Source organism: Gelidibacter mesophilus DSM 14095 (genome assembly GCF_000423005.1).
Lineage (GTDB): Bacteria > Bacteroidota > Bacteroidia > Flavobacteriales > Flavobacteriaceae > Gelidibacter > Gelidibacter mesophilus.
Genome location: NZ_AUHD01000009.1, coordinates 76534 through 95664, shown reverse-complemented (window position 1 = coordinate 95664; position 19131 = coordinate 76534). Strand labels below are relative to the sequence as shown.

16 protein-coding genes are annotated in these 19131 nt (G+C 36.9%); 8 read left to right on the top strand and 8 right to left on the bottom strand.

The window, feature by feature from the left end:
* Nucleotides 1-78 precede the first annotated feature (78 nt).
* Nucleotides 79-2079 carry an alpha-ketoacid dehydrogenase subunit alpha/beta gene (locus tag G525_RS0111890; RefSeq protein WP_035479558.1) on the bottom strand — a complete coding sequence of 667 codons (2001 nt, stop codon included), beginning with the start codon at nt 2077-2079 and terminating at the stop codon, nt 79-81.
* 147 nt (nt 2080-2226) lie between these two features.
* On the opposite strand from G525_RS0111890, the gene G525_RS0111885 reads away from it, so the two are divergent.
* The 5 genes from G525_RS0111885 to G525_RS0111865 all read left to right on the top strand — a co-directional run bounded on the left by G525_RS0111885 (nt 2227) and on the right by G525_RS0111865 (nt 6373).
* Nucleotides 2227-3177, top strand: coding sequence for an isopenicillin N synthase family dioxygenase (locus tag G525_RS0111885; protein ID WP_027126374.1), 951 nt, complete (start codon nt 2227-2229; stop codon nt 3175-3177).
* Nucleotides 3178-3301: 124 nt separating this feature from the next.
* Nucleotides 3302-3625 carry a translation initiation factor gene (locus tag G525_RS0111880; protein ID WP_027126373.1) on the top strand — a complete coding sequence of 108 codons (324 nt, stop codon included), beginning with the start codon at nt 3302-3304 and terminating at the stop codon, nt 3623-3625.
* Nucleotides 3625-4554, top strand: coding sequence for a DUF1835 domain-containing protein (locus tag G525_RS0111875; RefSeq protein WP_027126372.1), 930 nt, complete (start codon nt 3625-3627; stop codon nt 4552-4554). Before G525_RS0111880 ends, G525_RS0111875 begins: the two co-directional genes overlap by 1 nt.
* On the top strand, nt 4554-5423 hold the full coding sequence (locus tag G525_RS0111870; protein ID WP_027126371.1) for a nucleoside phosphorylase: 870 nt from the start codon (nt 4554-4556) through the stop codon (nt 5421-5423). The genes G525_RS0111875 and G525_RS0111870 overlap by 1 nt, the downstream gene beginning before the upstream one ends.
* A gap of 95 nt (nt 5424-5518) precedes the next feature.
* Entirely contained in the window at nt 5519-6373 is an 855-nt protein-coding gene (locus G525_RS0111865) for a substrate-binding domain-containing protein (protein ID WP_027126370.1), read from the top strand.
* Between the two features lie 254 nt (nt 6374-6627).
* Here the strand turns inward: G525_RS0111865 and G525_RS0111855 are convergent, their stop codons facing one another.
* Nucleotides 6628-7293, bottom strand: a complete 666-nt coding sequence (locus tag G525_RS0111855; protein ID WP_027126368.1) for a uracil-DNA glycosylase — start codon at nt 7291-7293, stop codon at nt 6628-6630.
* Nucleotides 7294-7406: 113 nt separating this feature from the next.
* Between G525_RS0111855 and G525_RS0111850 the strand changes: the two genes are divergently transcribed.
* On the top strand, nt 7407-9569 hold the full coding sequence (locus G525_RS0111850) for an endonuclease MutS2 (RefSeq protein ID WP_027126367.1): 2163 nt from the start codon (nt 7407-7409) through the stop codon (nt 9567-9569).
* A gap of 54 nt (nt 9570-9623) precedes the next feature.
* Nucleotides 9624-10040 (top strand): thiol-disulfide oxidoreductase DCC family protein, encoded by a 417-nt coding sequence (locus G525_RS0111845; protein ID WP_027126366.1) that lies wholly within the window; start codon nt 9624-9626, stop codon nt 10038-10040.
* 360 nt (nt 10041-10400) lie between these two features.
* Here G525_RS0111845 and G525_RS0111840 read toward each other — a convergent pair whose 3' ends face one another.
* Genes G525_RS0111840 through G525_RS0111830 form a run of 3 tightly spaced genes read right to left on the bottom strand, consistent with a single transcriptional unit; the run spans nt 10401 to nt 14122 of the window.
* Nucleotides 10401-11441 (bottom strand): glutathione synthetase, encoded by a 1041-nt coding sequence (locus G525_RS0111840; protein WP_027126365.1) that lies wholly within the window; start codon nt 11439-11441, stop codon nt 10401-10403.
* Between the two features lie 11 nt (nt 11442-11452).
* Nucleotides 11453-13291 carry a peptidase MATCAP family protein gene (locus tag G525_RS0111835; RefSeq protein WP_027126364.1) on the bottom strand — a complete coding sequence of 613 codons (1839 nt, stop codon included), beginning with the start codon at nt 13289-13291 and terminating at the stop codon, nt 11453-11455.
* Nucleotides 13292-14122 (bottom strand): N-formylglutamate amidohydrolase, encoded by an 831-nt coding sequence (locus G525_RS0111830; RefSeq protein WP_027126363.1) that lies wholly within the window; start codon nt 14120-14122, stop codon nt 13292-13294.
* A 233-nt stretch (nt 14123-14355) separates the two neighbouring features.
* On the opposite strand from G525_RS0111830, the gene G525_RS0111825 reads away from it, so the two are divergent.
* A complete protein-coding gene (locus tag G525_RS0111825; RefSeq protein ID WP_027126362.1) occupies nt 14356-15261 on the top strand; it encodes an EamA family transporter in 906 nt (301 codons plus the stop codon).
* A gap of 2 nt (nt 15262-15263) precedes the next feature.
* Here the strand turns inward: G525_RS0111825 and G525_RS0111820 are convergent, their stop codons facing one another.
* The 3 genes from G525_RS0111820 to G525_RS0111810 form a co-directional block, all read right to left on the bottom strand.
* Nucleotides 15264-16709: a dicarboxylate/amino acid:cation symporter gene (locus tag G525_RS0111820; RefSeq protein ID WP_027126361.1), complete on the bottom strand. Its 1446-nt coding sequence runs from the start codon at nt 16707-16709 to the stop codon at nt 15264-15266.
* Nucleotides 16710-16881: 172 nt separating this feature from the next.
* Nucleotides 16882-17949, bottom strand: a complete 1068-nt coding sequence (gene aroC / locus G525_RS0111815) for a chorismate synthase (protein ID WP_027126360.1) — start codon at nt 17947-17949, stop codon at nt 16882-16884.
* Between the two features lie 367 nt (nt 17950-18316).
* Nucleotides 18317-19081 carry an SUMF1/EgtB/PvdO family nonheme iron enzyme gene (locus tag G525_RS0111810; protein ID WP_027126359.1) on the bottom strand — a complete coding sequence of 255 codons (765 nt, stop codon included), beginning with the start codon at nt 19079-19081 and terminating at the stop codon, nt 18317-18319.
* Nucleotides 19082-19131: the final 50 nt, after the last annotated feature.

Sequence of the window (19131 nt, the reverse complement as noted above, 5' to 3'; positions counted from 1 at the left end):
AAGTAATATTTGAAAAGTTATGGTGATTGCAATTTAGCTATTTAATTTCCTTAACTTTTAGATTAGTCTTCACGAATATCAATATTCCAAAACGGCCCTCAAAGCCATCTCAAATTTCCCTTTCGCCAAGTATTGATCTTCCAATTGATTGATAAAAGGAATGGGCGTTTCCATACTTGCTACTCGTTTTACTGGAGCGTCCAAATACTCAAAACAATTTTCCATAATCAAAGCTGACAGATCACTTGCAATTCCGCCAAACATGGAATCTTCCTGAAGAATGATGGCGCGTCCTGTTTTTCTGACCGACTTATAAATTGCTCGAGTATCTAAAGGTTGAAGTGTTCTTAAATCAATAAGATCAGCTGAAATGTCTGTGTTTTTCTCTAGGACATCCAACGCCCAATGTACCCCAGCCCCATAAGTGATGATAGTTATGGATTGACCCTCCTTTAAAACGGAGGCTTTTCCAAAAGGAATGGTAAAATATTCCGTTGGCACTTCCTGGCGTATGCTTCTGTACAAAGCTTTATGTTCAAAATACAAAACGGGATTAGGGTCATTTATGGCCGTGGCTAACAAACCTTTCGCATCATATGGAAATGCCGGATACACCACTTTCAATCCAGGCGTTTTAGTAAACCATGCTTCATTGGTCTGAGAATGGAAAGGTCCGGCCGCAACACCTGCACCGCAAGGCATTCTTACCACCACATCTGCATTCTGGTTCCAGCGGTAATAAGATTTTGCTAAATAATTCACAATCGGATTAAAGCCAGAACTCACAAAGTCTGCAAACTGCATTTCAACAACTGCTTTCATCCCCGCAATAGACAAGCCCATCCCCGCTTCAACAATGGCCGATTCACAAATGGGCGTATTGCGCACACGTTCGTTTCCAAACTCTTCCACAAATCCCTCTGTAATTTTAAAGACTCCGCCATATTCGGCAATGTCCTGTCCCATAATGACCAAATCGCGATGACGCTGCATGCTTTGTCTTAAACCCTGCGAAATAGCATCAATGAACCGAATGTTCTCTGAAGGCAAATCCGCATCAATATGCTTGTATTCATAAGGTTTATAAACATCTCCAAGTTCTACGCTTTCATCAGCAACTATGGCTTCTTCTTCACCTGCAGTTTGAAGCGCTTCGTCAATTTCTGCTTTAATAGTAGTATGTAGTTCTTTATCTATGGCGCTAGTCAAAATGCCTAAGTTTAATAGATAATTTCTATAATTAGTGATCGGATCTTTGGTTTCCCATTCTGTCATCAATTCTTGAGGAACGTATTTGGTGCCGCTTGCCTCCTCATGACCGCGCATTCTAAAGGTCTTAAACTCGAGCAATATCGGACGGGGACGTTTACGCACGCTTTCCGCTAATTTCAAAACTTTCCCGTAGACTTCTAGAATGTTGTTTCCATCCAAAATAAAGGAATCAATACCGTAGCCTTTACCTCTATCTGCCAAATCCTTGCAGTAATACTGCTCAGACGTTGGAGTGGACAAGCCATAACCATTATTTTCAATACAAAAGATCACAGGCAATTGCCAGACCGAGGCAACGTTCAGCGCTTCATGAAAATCACCTTCACTAGTCCCTCCTTCTCCAGTAAAGACGGCCGTTACCTGACCTTTATTTTTTAGTTTACTTGCCAGAGCAATTCCATCTGCCACACCCAATTGCGGACCTAAATGTGAAATCATCCCCACAATATGATACTCTTGCGTACCAAAATGAAACGAACGATCACGTCCTTTCGTAAAACCATTCGCCTTTCCCTGCCACTGACTGAACAGTCTGTGCAGCGGAATATCACGAGTGGTAAACACACCGAGATTTCGGTGCATTGGCAAAATGTATTCGTTTGCTTGCAACGCCATTGTTACGCCAACAGATATAGCTTCTTGGCCAATACCTGAAAACCATTTGGAAACTTTGCCCTGGCGCAAGAGAATCAACATCTTCTCTTCAATCAATCGTGGCTTCAACATATTTTTATAAAGTTGAAGAAGTATTCGGTCGTCAAGATTTTTCTTATCGTAATTGATATGACTCTTGGTAGATGTCAACATAAGGTTCTAGATTTAAAACTCAAATGTAAATAAAAATCGAGAGATTGGCCTCAAATCAGTCCATAATTAGCGTAATAAAGCGAGTACTTTTAACAGTATTTCGTTACTTTTGTAATACAGGCAGTTAAATCTAAAACATATAGAAAAATGAATGTGATACCAAGTGTTAATCTTCAGGATTTTGTTTCTGGAGATCCGGTTAGAAAGCAAAAGTTTATTGATGAAATAGGCAAAGCTTATGAAGAAATAGGTTTTGTAGCGCTTAAAGGCCATTTTTTAGACGATAAATTAGTAGAAGATTTATATGAAGAGATTAAAAATTTCTTTTCATTGCCTTTGGACCAAAAAGAAAAATACGAAATCCCAGGAATTGGCGGACAGCGTGGCTATGTATCTTTCGGAAAAGAAAGTGCTAAAGGTCAAAAACAAGGCGATTTAAAAGAATTTTGGCATTTCGGTCAGTATGTGGAGGACGATCCGGTTCGAATGAAAGAATATCCCAAAAATGTCACGGTTACCGAATTGCCAAAATTTAATGAAGTTGGTAAAGAAGCATATGCAATGCTTGAAAAAACAGCCAAATACGTCTTAAGAGCTTTGGCGTTGCATTTAGATTTAGAGGAAACCTATTTTGATAATTATATATATAACGGAAACTCCATTTTAAGACCTATCCATTATCCTCCAATTACAGAAGAGCCTAAGAATGCAGTTCGTGCGGCAGCTCATGGCGACATTAATCTAATTACTCTTTTAATGGGTGCGCAAGGTCGCGGTCTACAAGTTCAAAATCATAAAGGAGAATGGCTTGATGCCATTGCGGCACCAGATGAATTGATGATCAATGTTGGTGATATGCTGTCTCGTCATACTAATAACAAACTAAAATCAACCATCCATCGCGTGGTGAATCCGCCAAAAGAATTATGGGGAACTTCACGGTATTCCATTCCTTTTTTCATGCATCCTATCAGCGAAATGAAATTGGACGTCCTAGAGAGCTGTATTGATAAAGACCATCCCAAACAGTTTGAAGATATTACAGCCGGCGAATTTTTACATGAACGTTTATTGGAATTAGGATTGATTAAAAAATAGTTGGCAGTCTTCAGTTGACAAATGGCAGTCAGCAGTTGGCGAGGTAAACTGGAACTTATTACCGATTACTGATTACAGATAACCCACAACCGATAATCCATAACCAATACTGAGACTACAAAAAATGGATATACAAGATCAACTCAAAAAGTTGTTTCCAGAACACACCCCGGAAGAAACCCCAGAAGCTGAACCTTCCAATATTTGGTTACAGGATGATCCAATTCTATGCAAATATGAGAAGCGAAAGGGAAAACCCATTACTATTTTAGAAGGATATAATGGCGCTTCGGAAGATTTTAAAATTTTAGCCAAAGAACTTAAAACAACTTTAAGTGTTGGCGGAAGTTTTAAGGATGATAAAATCATCATTCAAGGCGATTATAGAGATAAAATCATGAAGCTTTTAAAAGAAAAGGGATTTAATGTAAAACGTGTTGGTGGCTGATGGCATCTAAGATTCTACATATTACCAACGGCAATAATCTGACGGATTATTTGAAAGATCTGAAGATTAAAGGTCATTTTCTAACTTGGCAGGAAATGCTTTGTGAAGGACCAACTACAGAACAGGTTGTTTCTGAGGAGTTTTTCAACCTTCGAAAGGAATTTCTATTAAATTTTTATGATATTGAAATCAATGAAGACGAGCTAAAAGACGAGTTGGATATTTTAAACCATACTGATCAGTTCGATGAAATTATATTATGGTTTGAATATGATTTGTTCTGTCATATCAATCTTATGGCTGTCATAAACATCTTAAAGAATAAAAAAATAGATTTACCACTATTTTTAGTGTGTAGTGGACGGATAAAAGGAGAAAAGGATCTTAAGGCACTTGCCGACTTAAAACCCGATCAGCTCCGGAAACTATATCAAGATAAAATCGCAATTACAGAAGCGGACACTAGTTTAATGGGTTCTTTATGGCGTATTTATTGCGGCAAAGATCACAATCTCTTGAAGCCATTTATTGTTCAAAAGTCGTCTTTTCCGTATTTGAGCAACTGTTTAAAAGCACATTTAGAACGTTTTCCAGATTATAGAACAGGCTTTTCAACTTTAGAAATGCATACTCTTCATATGATTTTAGATCATAATATAAAATCAAAACGCCATTTAATGGGGTACATCCTCAATTTTCAAGGCTATTATGGCTTTGGAGACCTTCAAATCAACAGAATGATTGATTCGCTAGAAATGTTTTATGTACAAGAAGCGGAGCAACTTGTTTTAAATAGGAAAGGTCATGAAGCTATTTTAGGGCAGCGCGATTTTTCATCAGAATTAACGGCTCCAATGATTTTTGGAGGCGTTAAAAAGCTGGATTTTAAATTCAGTAAGATTCAAAACAAACTCATAAAAACTACGTAATGTCTATAAAAGCATCAGAACTTATACTCAATCCGGATGGCAGTGTGTACCACCTTAATTTAAGACCCGAGCATCTTGCCAAAACTATCATCACCGTTGGAGATCCTGATCGTGTGGGAAAAATTACTGAGCACTTTGACGCCATAGAATTTCAAACCCAAAAAAGAGAGTTTCACACCCAGACCGGAACTTATAAAGGAAAGCGTATTTCAGTCATTTCAACCGGAATTGGAACTGATAATATTGATATTGTATTAAATGAATTGGATGCTTTGGTCAATATCGATTTGGAAAAGCGTGAAATTAAAGATCAGCTGACCACATTAGAAATCATCAGAGTTGGAACCTCAGGCTCTATTCAGAAAGAAATCCCCATAGATTCATTTCTGATAAGTGGTTATGCCGCAGGTTTTGACAGCTTGTTGCATTTTTACAAAAATGAGAACATTCAAAACCATAAAATTTCAGAAGCACTCATAAAACATACCCATTGGAGCCCATTAAAATCAAAACCATATATTGTAAAATGTAATGATGAATTGTTGCAAAAATTTAGTTCAGACAGAACTATCAAAGGTTTTACAGCAACAAATGTTGGATTTTACGGACCTCAGGGGAGGGTTTTAAGGCTTCCTGTGCAAGACGATGATCTGAATGAAAAATTGGCGAGTTTTAATTATGATAATATGCCCATTACCAATCTGGAAATGGAAACCGCAGGAATTTATTGCTTATCAGCGCTCTTGGGCCATAAAGCTTTATCGCTGAACGCCATAATTGCCAATAGGGCGACTGGCGAATTTAGTAAGGATCCAACAAGTCTTGTAAATAATTTAATTACTTATACCTTAGACAAACTGGTAGAATAATTTTAAATGTGCTAGGATTTTAAAAACAAAACTAGAAAATAACAAATTCTTCCCAACTTCCATTGGGCTTTCAGAATTTAAAAATGAGATCTTCAATGACGACAGTGAAAATTGGTGGTGTACCGGAACATTTTAATCTTGCGTGGTATTTAACGCTCAAAAATGGAGAATATAAAGAGGAGAATATCAACCTGCGTTGGGAAGACTATCCTGGTGGTACTGGTGCCATGAGCGAAGCCCTGAGAGCTGGAGACATAGACATGGCCGTGATTCTTACCGAAGGCATTGTTAAGGATATTGCAGAAGGAAATCCAAGTAAAATTGTTCAGATTTTTGTAGAAACACCCCTTATTTGGGGAATTCATGTAGCGGCAGATTCTGATTTAAAATCTGTTGAAGACTTAAGAGGTAAACGTTGTGCCATTAGCAGATATGGTTCAGGCTCACACCTCATGGCGTATATCAACGCCGAAAATAATGGCTGGAATTTAGATACAGATCTAAAATTTGAAGTCATACAAGATTTGGAAGGTGCCGTTAAAGCACTGAGCAATGGCGATGCTGATTATTTTATGTGGGAAAAGTTTATGACCAAACCCATAGTAGATTCTGGCGTTTTCAGACGAATTGCAAATTGCCCTACGCCATGGCCGTGTTTTGTTATTGCCGTACGAAATGAGCTTTTGAAAGCAAATGAGTCCATCGTTAAAATTATCCTAGAGATTATCAATAATACCACCATTGATTTTAAGGAAATACCGAGTATTGATAGAATGATTTCGAACCGCTATGAATTAAAACTCGAAGATGTTCAAGAATGGCTTACTTTAACGGAATGGTCACAATCTAATTTAGACGAAGCTACCGTGAAAAGAGTCCAGCAAAAATTAATTAAGCTAGACATTCTTTCAGAACAAAGACCATATCGTGATATTGTAAAAAATATTTGAAATATTTCTATCGATTTTACCTTTTAACTAAGTTTTTTACCTTTTAAGGTTAACTTTATCGAAAAAATTGTTACTTTCGCAAATCCAAATCGTCACAGTTTTCTGACATAAATTAACAATTATGATCACGATAATTACTTTAGTTATTACTTCGTTAGTGGTTTTAAATTTTCTCCTACTTGCATTTAGCTGCAATAAAACAAAGCAAAAATCGGCGGTTAAGGCACAACCAATTAAAAGAATTCCTACTATAATTACCAATCAATTGGAGGCACACCAGCTTGCTCAAACAGGAAGTTAGTCTTACTAAAACATTTGTTTCCAAACCAATATCCTCTATTTGCACTTAAAGGCGACGGATGCCCTGATTCAATAATCGAATGTTTTGAAGCGTCTATAAGCTTTGACTTTTGTTTGGCAAAACTTCCCCAAAGCAAGAAAACAACATTCGTTTTTTGATTACTTACTGTTTGTATGACGCAATTCGTAAAAGTTTCCCATCCTTTTTTTTGATGGCTCCCGGCCATTCCTTGACGAACTGTTAACGTGGCATTTAACATCAAAACACCTTGCTTAGCCCAAGATTCTAAGTTTCCTGAATTTGGATAGGGTTTGGCTACATTATCGCCCAACTCTTTAAAAATATTTCTTAGGGATGGCGGATGCGCAATCCCATCATTTACTGAAAAACACAAACCATTGGCTTGACCTGCACCGTGATAGGGATCTTGACCTATAATAACGACCTTTACTTGATCAAATGGACACCAATTAAAAGCATTGAAAATGTCCTCTTTCTTTGGATAACAGGTATGTTTTTCATACTCCTGGTCCACAAAAGCCATTAAATCCTTAAAATATGCCTTTTCAAATTCTGGTTGCAGTTGCTTTTTCCAACTTGGGTGTATATGAACCTCCATGATTGCGTTTCGTTTATATAAAAATAAGTTGATTTTTGTATCTGTTAAAATATAACTCTCAAAACTTTAAATTTCCTTAAATTTGATGTCAATAAAAATATCTAAAACACGGAATGCACATTAACGAAAAAACGCTTAAGGACATTGAATTTCATACGGTTTTAAGTCAAATGGCAACCTACTGCATCACGCATTTAGGTACCGAAAAGGCATTGTTGACCGCTCCCTATTCAAAAAAGGAAGACCTACAAAACGCCTTGCAGCTTACCAATGACTTTTTGGCCTCTTTTGAAAATGACAACCGCATTCCAAATCATGGGTTTGAACCCATTACCAAAGAGCTTCAACTGCTCAAAATAGAAAACTCATACTTGGAAACAGGAAGCTTTAAAAAAATTAAAGCCATTTCTATTTCAAGTAATGAAATTATTGGTTTCTTAAAGAAATTTAAGGAATACTACCCTAACCTCTTTGAATTTTCTTCTGCCATTCCCATCAACACTGAAGTGATCAATGAAATAGATGCTGTTATTGACCGTTTTGGGGATGTTAAAGACAATGCTTCACAGGAATTATTTAGGCTTAGACAGGATATCAATATAATAAGAGGAAAGATCAACCAGAGTTTTGTATCGGCCTTAAACTCTTACAGCACTTTGGATTATTTGGATGATATTAGGGAGTCTGTAGTAGAAAACAAGCGTGTGCTAGCAGTCAAAGCCATGTACAGACGCAAGGTAAAAGGTGCTATTTTGGGTGGAAGCAAAACAGGAAGTATTGTTTATATTGAACCAGAAGCAACTTTTAGATACACTCGAGAGCTTAGCAATTTGGTATTTGAGGAAACAGAAGAAGTTACAAAAATACTTAAGCAGCTCACCAATTTTACAAGGCCATTTCGCGGTTTATTAAAGAATTATCAAGAATTTTTAACTTCGCTTGACGTTACTTATGCGAAAGCTAAATACGCACAATCCATTAACGCCATTTTACCTGAAATCACTGAAAATAGAGATTATATTTTAAGAGATGCCATTCATCCGCTACTTTATATTGCCAATCAAAAGAAAAATGTAAAAACTTTTCCACAATCCATTGAATTACGTCCTGACAATAGAGTTATTGTTATTTCCGGTCCAAACGCCGGTGGAAAAAGCATCACTTTAAAAACAGTCGGTTTGTTGCAGGTGATGTTGCAAAGCGGACTTTTAATTCCGGTCCATGAACGCAGTAAAGTTTGTCTTTTTGATCGGATTTTAACAGACATAGGCGACAACCAATCCATTGAAAACCATTTGAGCACCTATAGTTACCGCTTAAAACAAATGAATTATTTCTTAAAGAAATGCAACAAGAACACCCTTTTTTTAATTGATGAATTTGGAACAGGAAGTGATCCTGAATTGGGAGGTGCTTTGGCTGAAACCTTCTTGGAGGAATTTTACCATAGAGAGGCTTACGGCATTATAACTACCCACTACTCCAATCTCAAGCTTTTGGCCAATGAATTGCCTTATATGCAAAATGCCAATATGATGTTTGATGAGAAAAGTCTGGAACCCATGTTTAAACTAGCACTGGGCCAAGCCGGTAGTTCTTTTACGTTTGAAGTCGCCCAAAAGAATGGCATTCCATTTAGCTTGGTCAATCGGGCAAAAAAGAAGATAGAACGCGGCAAGGTAAGATTTGATGCTACCATAGCAAAACTTCAAAAAGAACGCTCTAAACTTGAAAAAACCGAGCGATCGCTTAAAGTCAATGAACAAAAGAAATTAAGTGAAGCAGAGAAACTTGAAGAAACCAATCAGAAAATTCAAAAAAAGCTTGAAAATTATCAAGAGCTTTATGACAGCAACCAACGTTTGATTTATTTGGGTCAGAAAATGAATGACCTTTCTGAACGGTATTTTAATAACAATCAAAAACGTGAACTTATGGCGGAATTGTTCAAAGTGGTTCAAATTGAAAATTCCAAACGAAAAAAAGTATCGGCTAAAGTTAAAAAAGTTCAGAAAGCGAAGGAGCAACATGTCATAGAGGAAGCTGAAAAGACAGTTGAAGTCATTCGGCAGAAAAAGAAAGCAGCCAAGAAAAAAGTGGAGGCTGCACCAAAACCAACGCGCATTTTCAAAATTGGTGATCGAGTAAGATTACAAGATGGACGCGCCGTTGGAAGCATTGATAAACTTGAAAAAAACAAGGCTGTAGTGAACTACGGTATGTTTACGACAAATGTAAGCGTGGAACAGCTGGAACTGGTAGAAGCGGTTAAATGAGTTGGCAGCCATCGGTTATCGGTTTCAGTATAATAGTTTAAAAGATAAAATAGCATGTCCATAAATTTAGAAAAAAACAAGAAACTAATTCTATTTGATGGGGTGTGCAACCTTTGTGATGCGTCAGTCCAATATGTCATTAAACATGATAAGAATGATGTATTTCGTTATACCGCATTACAAAGTGAGATTGGTCAGGCTGTCCTTGAAAAGTTCACCATTGACACCACAAAAACTGATTCAATCTTGCTCTATTCGCCTCAAAATGGGATTTCCTATAAATCAACAGCGGCCTTAAAAATTGCCTCAAAATTAGGTTTTCCTAGAAATGTCCTGGCCATTTTTCTAATTGTCCCAGCATTTATCAGGAATTGGGTGTATGATTATATTGCCAAGAACAGATACCAATGGTACGGCAAGAAAGAAGAATGCATGATCCCCACAAAGGAATTAAAGTCAAAGTTTTTATAAAAAAAAAGTCCTCGATCGAGGACTTTTTTTAATCTTCAGCAGCTGCTTTAAACAACGGTAATTTTAAATTTTCAACTATTATTGAGGGAATAATAGTTTGATTAATAGCACATTAATTTGATACTGTAAATCTAAAACTTTAACTCATGATCAAATAAAATAATCGTTATAAGTCATTAAATATTTGATTAAACAATCAAACGTGTCAAATTCATCTGCTAATGGTAACTCTCAACAAAAGGAATTCATTACACATTGAAACTTGAATTTAGGAAAATAAAAAACGCATAGGTTCAACCCTTCAAATTTCAAATTTCGAAACTAATTTACCTCAAGATAATTCTGTATGCCCTCTGAATTCTACAAGGTTGCCAATCGGCTATTATACAGATAATCGTTATACATGCTCTTATAATAGACTTTTCGTTCAATCGCTTCAATTACAGGTGTCGCAAAATCAGCTTCGTACATTTGGCCCATCACATTCAATCCACCTGGACTGAAAACATTAATCTCCATCAACTTGGAGCCTACAATGTCGATTCCCACCAAAAACATGCCGTCTTGGACAAGTTTGGGTCTAACAATATCTGCAAGTTCCATAATCTGATCGGTCATTTTCACTTTTTCAGGTTTACCCCCAGCATGAATATTGCTTCTAATATCACCGGATGCATTGACACGTTGCATGAGCGCATATTGACCATTTACCTGTAAAGGCACACCATTCATTAAAAACAAACGCGTATCACCTCCAGTGGCCTCTGTGAGGTACTCTTGGGCAATCACGAATCCATCTCGACAAATAGCATCAATAGTTTGAGAGAGATTGTGTTCATTTTTCTTATCCATCATAAACACATTGGTACCGCCAGATCCTTGTAAAGGCTTGAGAATCATTTTTTGTTTTTGTTCCTTGAAAAATTCCTTTATCTCATTGTGATCTCTGGTAATAATTGTTTTTGGACGTAGAATTTCTGGAAAATGCTGAAAGTACATTTTATTGACAGCACCAGCCAAACTACTGGGGTGGTTGAGTACAATAACACCGTTACGCATGGCTATTTCTCCAAATATAAAAGCCGCATTATAAGCCCAATCACGCTCGTTAATTTCATCAGCAGGATTGTTCCGCAAGAACAACACATCTAAATCATTAGAAGATAAATTAACAAATTCTTCTTTTTGAACCGCCTTAAAGTAGGTTTCCTCTCCTTTAAAGACTCTATCTTTTATAGTTTTACATCTTACGTTAAGATGTCCTTTTGAGGCATAAGAGAGCTCTCCCACACCAATAAAAAAAACTTCATGCCCTCTCTTATAGGCCGAAAAACCTAACGCTGGGGTTGTATAATTCCATTTTTCCGTGGCGTGGTCATTTATTATAAATCCTATTTTCATTTTTATTGATTTTATTTTACAAGATCAACAATATTCATCCCGTTCCTTAACTTTTTCAAGCGTTCCTTTACCTCATTTCGTTCTAAAAAATTTGGTAAGATAGGTTGCTTCAGAACATTTCTGTAAAGTAATTCTTCAATCAATTTAATATGGGTAGTGTTGAATTTGCCCGTATAAAGTGGCTCTAGCCTCCCTCCCTGTTCCAAATAGGACATCAAATCCATAAGTCCGGCCAAGTATACGGCATCTTTTGTGAGCCCTCCACCTCTGTAAACACGCATGCTGATATAATAGGCAACACGATTAGGAAAAGCATAGGAACTTCTCAGCAGTTCAAAGGTTTCTGTAAAGCTGGCATTTTCTACCAAAGATTGTACAGCAATAATCCGCCCCGCCAGCAGTCGCAACCGATTAACGGTCAACCCACCAACCAAGTATTCAGCAATTACCGCCAATCCTTCCTGTAACTGATCATACCCTTCAAAACCTTCATACATCTGCTTTAGAGGTTGACTTTTTCCATTGCAATAGGTCAATATATGGGTTCCGATTTCGTGTTGAATCAAGGCATCACACCTACTTGCGTCTAGATCCATTTCATTATTGATCAGCAATTTTGACTTTGATACCATAATGCCGGCAACATCATCCCTAACCTCTATTCCGAGCTCTAAATCTGGGAATTTTTGGGCATAAAAATCAATTTCCCGTTGGGCACGCTCTGCAAATTCCGCACTGTTAAAACGTTTGGAGCTTTGAATGACTTCTCCCTTGGGATAAGTTTTCAAAATTAATTCCGCTGCTTCCAAAACATCTTCCCTGATCACACCGTAGAGACTTTGTCCGATAAACTTAAAATTATCAGTACCCCGCTCCTCCAGCATTGTCAATTGTTTCTCAATTTCAAGACGTTTACCCCTTAGGATAAAGGCTATTGTAGGATCTTCAACGAGATCTATCGGAATATTATAAAGTTTGCGCTTTTCCAATTCAGGATCTATCGCAATCAACCGATATTTAAATTTTGGGGGAGTCTTAAAGTCATTTTGCTCGAACTTATCCCATTCCTCGTTGCTATTCACTGGAGTGACACTTAATAGAAATGACATTTTTTCACTGATTTCCGCAATTTGGGTATCAGAAGTGATAGTTGCAGCATCTATATGAGTTTTGCCTAACATTAAATAATTTTCAAACGCATCGGTGGTTTGCACTCGTATAAATTCATATACTGCTCTTTTTATCGTTTCAGAAAATATGGTGTAGAATTTCCTAAAAAACAAAGAGTACAGCGCATCGGTTTCTGTGTTCTGATAGACCGCTGGCACTGAGATTCCAATAATTAGGGCACCCAACTTTTTAGAGGTATTTACATCCAATAAGGGAGACAATTGCTTTGGATGTCTAAACTCTGTATGAATGACTTTGGTACTCACCTTTGACAATGTTTTCTTTATTTCGTTAAAACCATCGCTGAGCGCATTGATGGTTTCCATTGACTTCTCTTTTGGTCCATAAATCTGGAATTGACTTTTTAAGGATTGCTTATTGGGCCATAATTCCAAGATCAAAAAAGCATCAAACTTTTCTGAAGTAATCAATCGTATGGCTTCCAAAAGATGTGAAATTTCAATAGTTTCTTCTGCAATTAAATACGACGCTTGTGTCTTCAAAAGTCTTGAAAAGTATACGTCTTGTTCTTTGTATCTGTAAACACATATAAATGGCAACAATTTGTCTATATGCAACAGGCCATTTTTTGGCAAAGCGGCATTTACAGGAACATTATCCTGAATGTCTTTACAAATAGTTTCAACTAATTCAGCATCTATGTCGTGTTCTTTAATCATTTAATTAGAATAAATATTATAGAAATTGGAAGCATGTTCCGGCAATTGCTTTTTTAAGCCCTTTCTAATTGCGGAAACTACTTCAGGATAAATTACCTGACCTAGCTCATCACAGTAAATCTTAGCAACCTCAGTAGCCAAAACCAGCGTATTATTGAAATTAGAGGTAATGAATTTTAAAAAATAGCCGTTACCCTGAAACGTATCATTAACTTTGGCTGTGGTTGGAATAGCGTTTGGCAACTTAATTTGTGATAGCTGCTTTCTCCATGCCTCCACAGCATTTTCATACCGTTTGTTATCAATGTTTGAAGTTCCCAAATTCCAAGTTGGCACCTCTCTGTCCCAACGCTTCCAATTATAACTGTGCAAATCATAAACAACACAGCATCCAAACTTCAATTCTAAGGTCTTTATAAGTGCGTAAACCACTTTGTAAAAATTCTGATGCTTATTGAGACTGGTCGATTTCTCATCGGCCGTCAAAGGATTTTCCCATAGTTGTTTTCCCCAGGCATCCTCGTAAATGGCGTTGTCGGGATCTCTGTTCAAATCATATTCAAACCTAGAATCCATACCTGAAATGACAATAGGATGGGGTTTTAGCATGGTCTTTGTCTTGGGGTCTTCCTCATACCACCGTTCATACTCTGTATGCAGGCATTTTTCCCATAATTCCTTTCGGAATTGATGTCCGTTGTGCACTGCAGCACAGACATAGGGCACATAGTCATCAATTTTTATGGTAAACGAATAATCTTCGGATACCGCATGGAACAATTCTTCTGCTTCTATTTTTGATATGATATCTTCAATGGATAATTTTTGCATACGTTGAAATTTAAAAGAATTTTAGGCCTTATAATTGCCATAAAATTCTCACATCTTAACAAATTTATCGAATAATGTTCTGTTAAGCGGTAATCAAAATGGTAAAAATTAGTTAATTAATGAGAATTTAGGCATAAAACATATCCTAATAGGACCGTCGTTTATTAAAGTAATTTTACACGATTGCGGTCATTTTTTAGAATACCTTTGTACGCTTACTGAAAAATAGCGCAATGAATTCAAAATATTATATTGCAGTCATAACGGCCTTTACTATTTGGGGATTTTTTAGTCTTGTGCTAAAATCTTTGGATGATTTTTCAGCTTTTGACATCCTGAGCTATCGCACCCTTGGGTCAGTGGTGATCATGCTTTTCGTATCTTTAGTATTACGTCCCAAAGTATTAAAAACAAACCTCAACCTGTTTAAAGGCTTAGGAGGAACAGATAAACGACGTATCGTCATCGTCAACATTCTGAGCGGACTGTTTTTGGCCTTAAACTGGTATATTTATATTTATGTGATGAACAACGTGAGCGTCAGCGCAACGTCGTTGGCCTATCTCATATGCCCAATTTTAACCATGGTCCTGGCCTATTTAATTCTGAAGGAAAGACTGTTCAAATTACAATGGGCCTCTGTGATTTTGAGTTTAACAGGCTGTTTACTCCTTTCTTTAGGCAATATTACGGATTTGTTTTACAGTATGATCATTGCGCTTACTTACGCGCTATATTTGGTATTGCAGCGTAAAAACCAGGAATTGGATCGGTTTTTAGTATTAACCATTCAAGTGTTTTTTGCAGTGATTTTTCTGCTGCCCTTCATAGCTACCTATGAATCTCCAAATGAGAAAACACCTTTCTTTTACGGAATGTTAGCTTTGATTGCCATAGTATTTACAATCATTCCCATGTTTCTTAATATTTATGCGCTAAGAGGTTTGAATTCCTCTGTAGTGGGCGTTTTTATCTATTTGAATCCTCTTATAAATTTTATGTTCGCCATTTTCTATTTTGATGAAAAAATTAGCGTATTGGAAGGCATGTGCTATCTCTTAATTCTTTTATCCATTATTCTATTCAACTTTTCAGTGATAAAAAATAGAATTAATAGACGGCGTGCTGCACATATTTGATTTTAGGATTCCACTTCAAATGTTTCCGAAGGATCTTTACTTTCTTGATAATGCAACATATTTTCGCCATCGGCGACGATAGTACAAACTGTGGCGTCTCCTGTAACATTAACAACAGTTCTCAACATATCCAGAATACGATCTACTGGGAAAATAATGGCAATCCACGCAGGATTAAGACCTACTGAATTCATAACGACTATAAGCATCACTAAACCAGCACTAGGCACTGCCGCTGTTCCAATAGACGCCAAAGTAGTTGTGATTACAATGGTAAACTGTTGACCGGCCGTAAGATCTATCATGTGTAGTTGCGCTAAAAAAACCACGGCTATTGCTTGATAAAGACTGGTGCCATCCATATTGACCGTGGCACCGATAGGCAGCACGAAACTGCTTATTTTTTTGTCAACACCAAGATTTTGCTCCACACACTCCATGGTAGCAGGAAGCGTTGCTGCACTACTGGACGTAGAAAAAGCTAATGTTTGCGCCGGACTCATAGCTTTAAAAAAACCTTTATAAGATATTTTCTTTACAAATAATTTTAGGATCAGCGGATAAATGACAAAAATCATCAGGACCAACCCTATAACTACAATTAGTGAATACCAGCTTAGCCCTTTAAAAATTTCGACAACCTTCCCAATATCATCACCTGCCATTTTACTGACGACTCCAGCCAATAAGGCAAACACAAAAAACGGTGCGGCCTGCATCACCAAATCCACCATTTTTAAAAATACACTATTTATCCCTTCCACCAAGGTTAAGACGGGTTGCGATTTTTCATTAGGAATAAACAGGAGGCAAACCCCAAAAAACAATGCGAAAAATATAATTTGAAGCATTAATCCATTGTTAGACAAAGAGAAGAAAAAGTTCTCGGGAACAACATCAATCAAAGGCTGCAAAGGGGAACTCTCTTTTTGTTTTTCAACGGTTTCCATTTTATCAGCTAAGGACACTTCTTTCAATTCACTTTTGGTGAGCTCTGAAATCTCTTGTGCACGCTCAAAAAACTCTGGATCTTTTAAATAATTGATGCCATCCTTAATTTCGTGGCCTTGAGAATCTGCCCAGATTTCGTAATTAATTCGGTTGTCTATTCGGCTTTGTTCGTCAATAAGCTTTCCCGGCTTAACGGTATTTACAAGAAAAAGCCCTAGAGAAATTGCCAAAACGGTGGTCAACATATAAATGAGCAAGGTTTTCCCTCCCATTCTCCCTAAACTCGAGGGATCCCCAATATTGGCTACACCGCTAATGATGGAAAACAAAACTAAAGGGACGGCAATTAGTTTCAATAAATTGATAAAAATAATACCAAACGGGTCAATCCAATCGATAGTAAATGAGCTCCAACCCATATAACTGGACAACAATGCCCAGATTACCCCAAGGACCATTCCAATGATGATTTTCCAATGTAGTGCTAGTTTTTTCATATGCTTTATTCCTGCGAAGACAGGAATCTATTTAATAATTATAATTTAATCCTTCAGCAATGAGCGTCCATATTTTTATTGAGGCTATCTACCAACTTTAGGCGCGTGGTCGGATCTGTTTTCGGTTTGAATAGTGGACGATTGTTGTCTCCCGCATTCAAGTTAAAGCAATTTATTCATGAGACTCCTGCCTGCGCAGGAGTTGGTAATCGGCCAAAACCAACGCCGCCATAGCCTCTACTATGGGTATGGCTCGTGGCACCACACAAGGATCATGTCTTCCTTTTCCCTGCATTTCTACAATAGCGCCTTTATTGTCGAGGGTGTTTTGTTTTTGAATGATAGTGGCCACAGGTTTGAATGCGACTCTGAAATAAATATCCATACCATTGCTGATGCCTCCCTGGATGCCTCCTGACAGATTGGTTTTAGTACTTCCGTCTGGATTAAATTGATCGTTGTGCTCACTGCCTTTCATTTTAGCACCACAGAAACCGCTGCCATACTCAAATCCTTTTACAGCATTGATTGATAACATGGCTTTGCCAAGTTCTGCATGCAATTTATCAAAGACAGGTTCTCCAAGTCCTACGGGCAGATTTTGAATCACACAAGTGACTGTTCCACCAATAGTATCACCTTGCTTTCTAATCTCCCTGATTCTTTCAATCATCTGATTTGCAATGGCTTCATCAGGACAACGCACAGTGTTACTTTCAATTTTCGAGAAGTCAAGATCTTGATATGGTTTATCTAAAAACAGATCTCCAACTGAAGAGGTGTAAGCATGAATTTTAACCTCCTTCAACATTTGTTTTGCAATCGCACCTGCCACAACTCTACACGCCGTTTCTCTTGCTGAACTTCGTCCGCCCCCTCTATAATCGCGAACACCATATTTTTTATCATAGGTATAGTCTGCGTGGCTTGGACGATAAACGTCTTTTATATGTGAATAATCATTTGATTTTTGATCGGTATTTTTGATAATGAAACCAATTGGAGTACCCGTTGTTTGACCTTCAAAGATGCCAGATAGAAATTCAACAACATCGGACTCTTTTCGTTGGGTCACAATATCAGACTGTCCTGGTTTGCGGCGGTCCATTTCTAACTGAATGGCTTCAAAATCTAACTGTATTCCTGATGGACATCCATCAATAACGCCACCAATTGCAACGCCGTGAGACTCACCAAAAGTTGTGAGTTTGAACAATTTTCCGAAGGAATTTCCTGCCATAAATATTTTTTTATACTAATGTAAATGTATTCTGAGAGAAACAAAAATAGAATTTTAAAACGTTTTTAGGGTTTTTAATTGCAGAAAGGTAACAATTCCTTAAGAAATCTTCATGATTATTATATGGATCGCTCATTTTCAATCTGTAATGACTTAGATAGAAAATAAAAACAGGAGTCCAATTCAAAAAATGATATGATTTTTATTAATCTATGCATAAATGTTATAATGAACGGTGTCAAATAACATCAAGCAGTTCGCGATAATAGATATAAGTATTTTCGGCCTTACAATTCTATTTGATATGAAAACTAATTTCGTTTTCTCTATAAAACCTGCCATTTGCGCTATATGGCGCTGGCTATAGCTATTTTTCCACTTCACATATGCAACGGAAAAACACATATTTTTCTTCTGTTTGATTCGCTTGGTCCGACGTGATTAACTCTTCTCTAAAATTTTGATCTCTTGAAGTGAATTCTGAATTATTGAATAGTATGAATTTATCTTGATTTCTGAGTTCTTTCAGATCTATTTTTAAAGGTAATCTTTCGTCTATTTCTAGAAGTTTATAATTTTTTTCGAAATAATCCTTTGCCAACATGTATTCTTTAAGCGTTGGAAGACGATATTTAATCTTCTTATAATTTTGACTGTCTTTTAATTCTTTACTCCATCTTAAATTCACCAGGTCAGTTCGCCATTCACAAAACAGTTCGGCTAAATCTTTCGATATTCCGATTACTGGATGATATCTATATTTTGGGTGGTTGAAGTACGTAGAAATATCAACTTCTTTTGATAATTCCAAGTTTTGAGCTATAGTAACTCTATCATAAATCTCCTTATTTTGATTCTCATTCAATGAATGTGTGCCAAGCGATCTGTCTATATTTCCAAGTTCTAAAGATTTTAAAGAGTCATGAAGAGCGTAACTCCATAGTTCTTGCACACTATTAGTAAACTCTAAATACATCAAATTATCTACAGGTCCTTTGTCCATAAACACACTGTCATTTATTCTTAGTGTCCCTGGAGGAGTTTCCAATAATTTTTGCGCATGAATCGAAAATGAAATAAAAAGGATCAAGATTGTAGGAAAAATTCTCATAAAAATAACTCTAACTAACATTTTTATAATAAACTGAAAATCAATTGCTAGTATCTTTGAGTTTCAGTTTT